General features: G+C 63.0%; 2 protein-coding genes and 1 pseudogene. All 3 read left to right on the forward strand.

The window, feature by feature from the left end; all coding sequences use genetic code 11:
• The coding region (locus ACILSL_RS26915) for a hypothetical protein (protein WP_395735164.1) at nt 1-2,027 on the forward strand (2,027 nt) is incomplete at its 5' end.
• Between the two features lie 74 nt (nt 2,028-2,101).
• On the forward strand, nt 2,102-4,039 hold the full coding sequence (gene dnaX, locus ACILSL_RS26920; protein ID WP_395735165.1) for a DNA polymerase III subunit gamma/tau: 1,938 nt from the start codon (nt 2,102-2,104) through the stop codon (nt 4,037-4,039).
• 274 nt (nt 4,040-4,313) lie between these two features.
• Nucleotides 4,314-4,583: pseudogene (locus ACILSL_RS26925) on the forward strand (MFS transporter); the annotation flags it as partial.

A 4,583-nucleotide genomic window follows, 5' to 3' on the forward strand; every position in this document is an offset into this window, starting at 1 on the left:
TGAACGGCGACTTTGACGCCGGCGGCGGCTACCGCACGACGGAGAAGGCGGGGAAGATTCTCAATGAGATCGGAGTGAAGGGCCCCTCTGGCGGTCCCGTGAAAGTGACGGGCGGAGTGCTGGAGACTTCGCCTGAGTTTGGCATGACGGTGAATGCCGCACCGGGCACGGACCGCATCGGCAGTGCGGGACATCAGGCGCAGGTGAAGATGGGCGCACAGCATGGCGAGACGTATGTTTCAGAGACCGGAGGATCGCTGAAGCCAGGGGCGCTGAAGGACCATGTGGCCACGATGGATCACGCGAAAAAAGCGCTGCACGGCACCAGTGCGCCGCCGGAGACTCTGGTGGGCGGAGCACCGGAAGGCCAGATGATGGCCAAGGGGGCGCTGAAGGCGGCAAATCAGGCGGGACTGGACCCCGAGATGGTCAAAACCATCGCCAAACAAAATGGCGTCAAGAACCCCGAGGACATCCTCGACAAACTGGGGGAGATCAAAACGGGCCGCACGACGATTTCAAACGCTGATGAAGCCGCCAAGCTGCAGAAAACCACGCGGGACATTTTGAATGCCGCCGAGGCCAAGACCAAGACCGCAGCGGCGGCTGAAGTGCAGCAGACACAGACGAAGATCAACGAACTGGAGGCAAAGGGACTGAAGGCGGAGGCCCAGCAGGCACGCAATGAACTGGCGGACTACAAAGCCAAGGCCAGTGCCACCACCGAGGCCGTGCGCGGCCCGAATGAACCGGTGACCAAAGCTGGCGGCCTGAGCGAACCCGTAACGAAGCCTGGTGGTGCGAAAAGCGTGGCGGTGGAACCGGAGGCGAAAGCTGCCTCCGGAGGTCGGCTGATGAAGGGCGCGGGGCTGGCTCTCGGTGCCTACGGCATCTACGAAGGCTACAAGACTGCCAAGGAGGAGATGGAGGCGAAGAAGCAGGGCGAGCCCTCGGGCGCGCTTGGCTGGAGCAAGGACAAGGCTGAACTGGCCGGGCGCACCCTGTGGCATGGCCTGGGATTTGGATCGATGGCGGACATCGGCACGAAGGCCGGCAAGGACGCGTTTGATCAATACCAGAAGGACATCGCTGCGGGCAAGATTTCCCCCGATTCGTGGAAGTCCTATCTGGAAATGAAGGGCAAGGCCGTGCTTGGCGGTCTCTATGGCGGTGCGAAAGCCATCACCTATGACGCGGCCAAGCAGAGCGGCACGAATTTGGGCAATGCGATTGGCGAGGGACTCGGGGCCGGGAAGGGGCTGCTTGACCAGCTGAAAAGCGCCCGCAATGAAAAGCAGATCAATGAGGAGCGGTCCAAGGAGATCTACGACAAGCTCATCAAGAACGGGGCCTCCCCCGTGGGTGCACAGCGTGCGGCAGATGGCGTGAAAAACGGTGATTTCACCGAGGCAAAGCGGCTGAACAAGGTGCTGGAGGGCAAGAAGGCCGCGAAGCTGGCGGCTGCGGAGCCTGAGCCGAAAACGCGGACTTATCGTGACCGCAAAAAACTCGCCGCCAAGAAGGAAGCGGGCAAAGAGGAGGCCAAGGCCCGCGAAAACGCCACCGATGACGCGGTGAAGATGCGCGAGACCGTGATCGCGAAATTGAAGGCCAAAGGCCTGCCCGCGAATGCGAGCATCGTGGATCGTCTTGTGCGTGTGCTGGAGAGCGATGGTGTTCCCGCGCTCGACGCGGCGATAGGCGAGATGAGCGGCATGCAGGGCACCTTTTCCGGCTCCTTGAGCGGCAAGGGGACCATCCGCATCACCGTGAGCGGTTCACGCGTCACGGGGAGCTATGGCCAGACCGTCACCGTCGGCGGCCAGACCGCCCGCGCTCGTGCGAGCATCAGCGGCGATGTCGAACTGAGTTCCGGCACGATTTCGATGAAGATGACCGGATCCGTCGTGGCGAAGGACACCAATGTGCCCATCAACTCCTCGATGAGCGGCAGTTTTACCGGCACGGGCTACAAGGGCTCCGCCAGCATCCCCGGCGGCCGTGCCTCGTGGAGTGTGAGCAAGTGAATGCTCGACCAAGTTTTGCGCTCTTGTCTCAAACTTCCGTTGGCTTCACTGAGAGCGTTCGTTAGTCTGGCAGGGTGAGTTACCAAGTTTTTGCCCGCAAATACCGCCCCAAGACCTTCGCAGACGTTCTCGGCCAGGATCACGTTGTCCGGACGCTGCGCAATGCCATCGCCCAGCAGCGGCTGGCGCATGCCTACCTGTTTGTGGGGCCGCGTGGCACGGGGAAGACCTCCACGGCGCGTATTTTTGCCAAGGCGCTGTGCGCCAAGAACGGGCCGACCATCGACTTTGACCCCGAAGACGAGCTGAGCATCGAGATCGCCGAAGGGCGCTGCATGGACGTGCTGGAGATCGACGGTGCGAGCAACAACGGCGTGGAGCAGGTGCGTGAGCTGCGGGACAACGTGAAGTACGCCCCGTCGCGCTGCCGTTACAAAATCTACTACATTGACGAGGTGCACATGCTGACGACGGGGGCCTTCAATGCGCTGCTGAAGACGCTGGAAGAGCCGCCGGAGCATGTGAAGTTCATCTTTGCCACGACGGAGGCCAACAAGATCCTGCCCACGATCATCAGCCGCTGCCAGCGCTTTGACCTGCGGCGCATCCCGAACGCGGTGATCGCCAAGCATCTGCTGCACATCGCGCAGCTTGAAGGGGTGAATCTGGATGAGAAAGCGGCGTACGCCATCGGCAAAGGCGCGGAGGGCGGGATGCGCGACGCGCAGTCCATGCTGGACCAGCTCGTGGCCTTCTGCGGTGGCAACATCGCCGAGCAGGACGTGCTGGATGTGTTTGGCTTCACCTCCGGCGAAGCCGTGGCGGCGCTGGCGCGGCACATTCTGGAGAGCAACACCGTGGGTGCCCTGCGCGCGGTGTACGAGCAAAACGAGGCCGGCAAGGAGCTGGGGCGTTTCCTGGGAGATCTGATCCAGCATTTCCGCACGCTGCTGGTGCAGCAGGCGGACCCTGAAGCGGCAGCGGAAGATTTGAGCCCGGAAGTGGCCGAGGAAGTCGTGGCCCAGTCCCAGATGGCAGACACAGAGCAACTGCTGCGTGTGGTGGACGGCCTGGCCGAGGTGGACTCACGCATGCGCTGGGCCAGCAACAAACGCCTGCACTTTGAGCTGGGCGTGATCGCCGCCGTGCAGAGCCTGAATGAGGTTTCCATCAGTGATGTCATTAACGCGCTGGATTCCGGCAGTGCTGAGGGCTTGACCCGGCCGGCACCGCGTGTGCAGGCGGCCCCACCGCCGCTGCGCCGTGCAGCAGAGCCGGTGAAATCCGCCCCTGCGGTGATGACGCAACCCATTGAGCGTGCTGTGGCCCCAGCCCCCGCTGTGCTGAAGGTGCCGGAGCCTGAGCCGCAGCCCGTGGTGAGGGCCGCGCCCGTCATCGAAAAAGCGCCTGAGCCCGTCGTGGAGAAGGCGCCAGAGCCTGTGCCAGCACCTCCTCCCTTAGCAGCGGCGAAGGTCCGGGAGCCTTCTCCGGTGGATGAACCGGGTGAGTTGTTCAGCCAGGATGTTTTTTGGTCGAAGTTTGTCGCCCAGGTGCAGGCGCGCCGTCTCTTGATCGCGCCGTGGCTGCAGCCCGCGACGCTGCTCGACATCTCACGCAACACGATCAAAGTGGGCTTCCCGCCCAGCGAGAGCTATGCACGCGACAGCCTGATGCGTCCGGCGCAGGTCAACTTCCTCGAAGGACTGGCGCTGGAGCTGTCGGGGAAGGCCATGAAGTTTGAGTTTGTGCTCGATCCGAACCTCAAGGCGCCCGCGTTTGCAGAGGTGGACCTGGGGCTGCTGAATGAGCCAGAGCCACCGGCCAAACCTGCGGCTGAAGCCAGGCCTGAGCCGAAAGCGGAGGTGAAAGCCGCACAGCAGGAGGAACTCATGAAGGCGGATGCACCGTCTGCGACACCTGCGGCTCCTACGGCTCCCGATGATTTCTACAACGACCCGCTGATCCAGCAGGCGATGGTGAAGTTCAAGGCGAAGCTGGTGGCGGCGGAGTAGGGACCATGCAGCCCCGCGTTCGTTCGTAGGTCGGCCGTGTTTGGCGTCGAGCGCGGTTCATGCTCCACCGCTCCCTCCGCCAAACCGCCCGACTTCGAGGACGTCCGTACGCCGTGGGGTTTGCCGTACGCTCGCAGACGGGCGGGCTTCGCCACGGCCGTCCTACGTCCAGGCGGCCCTGTGGTCGTGGTGTTTGGCGTCGAGGGTGCTGGTGTCATAAGGAAAAGCTCGCAAAGGGTTGCTTGCTGTCTTTGGATGGCGGCTTTCCCACGCCATGACTTCCGAACCCACCGGCCATCCACGCGGCATCTACACGCTGTTCTTCACGGAAATGTGGGAGCGGTTCAGCTACTATGGGATGAGGGCGCTGCTGGTGCTCTACATGGTGGCGGAGGTAAACAATGGCGGCATGGGGCTGACGGATGAAATGGCCGCGGCCATCTACGGGCTCTACACGGCCCTCGTTTACATGACGGCGCTGCCGGGCGGCTGGGTGGGAGACCGCCTGCTCGGAGCCAAAGGTGCGGTGTGGTGGGGGGGCATC

Origin of the sequence: Prosthecobacter sp. (assembly GCF_044222345.1) — a bacterium.
Lineage (GTDB): Bacteria > Verrucomicrobiota > Verrucomicrobiia > Verrucomicrobiales > Verrucomicrobiaceae > Prosthecobacter.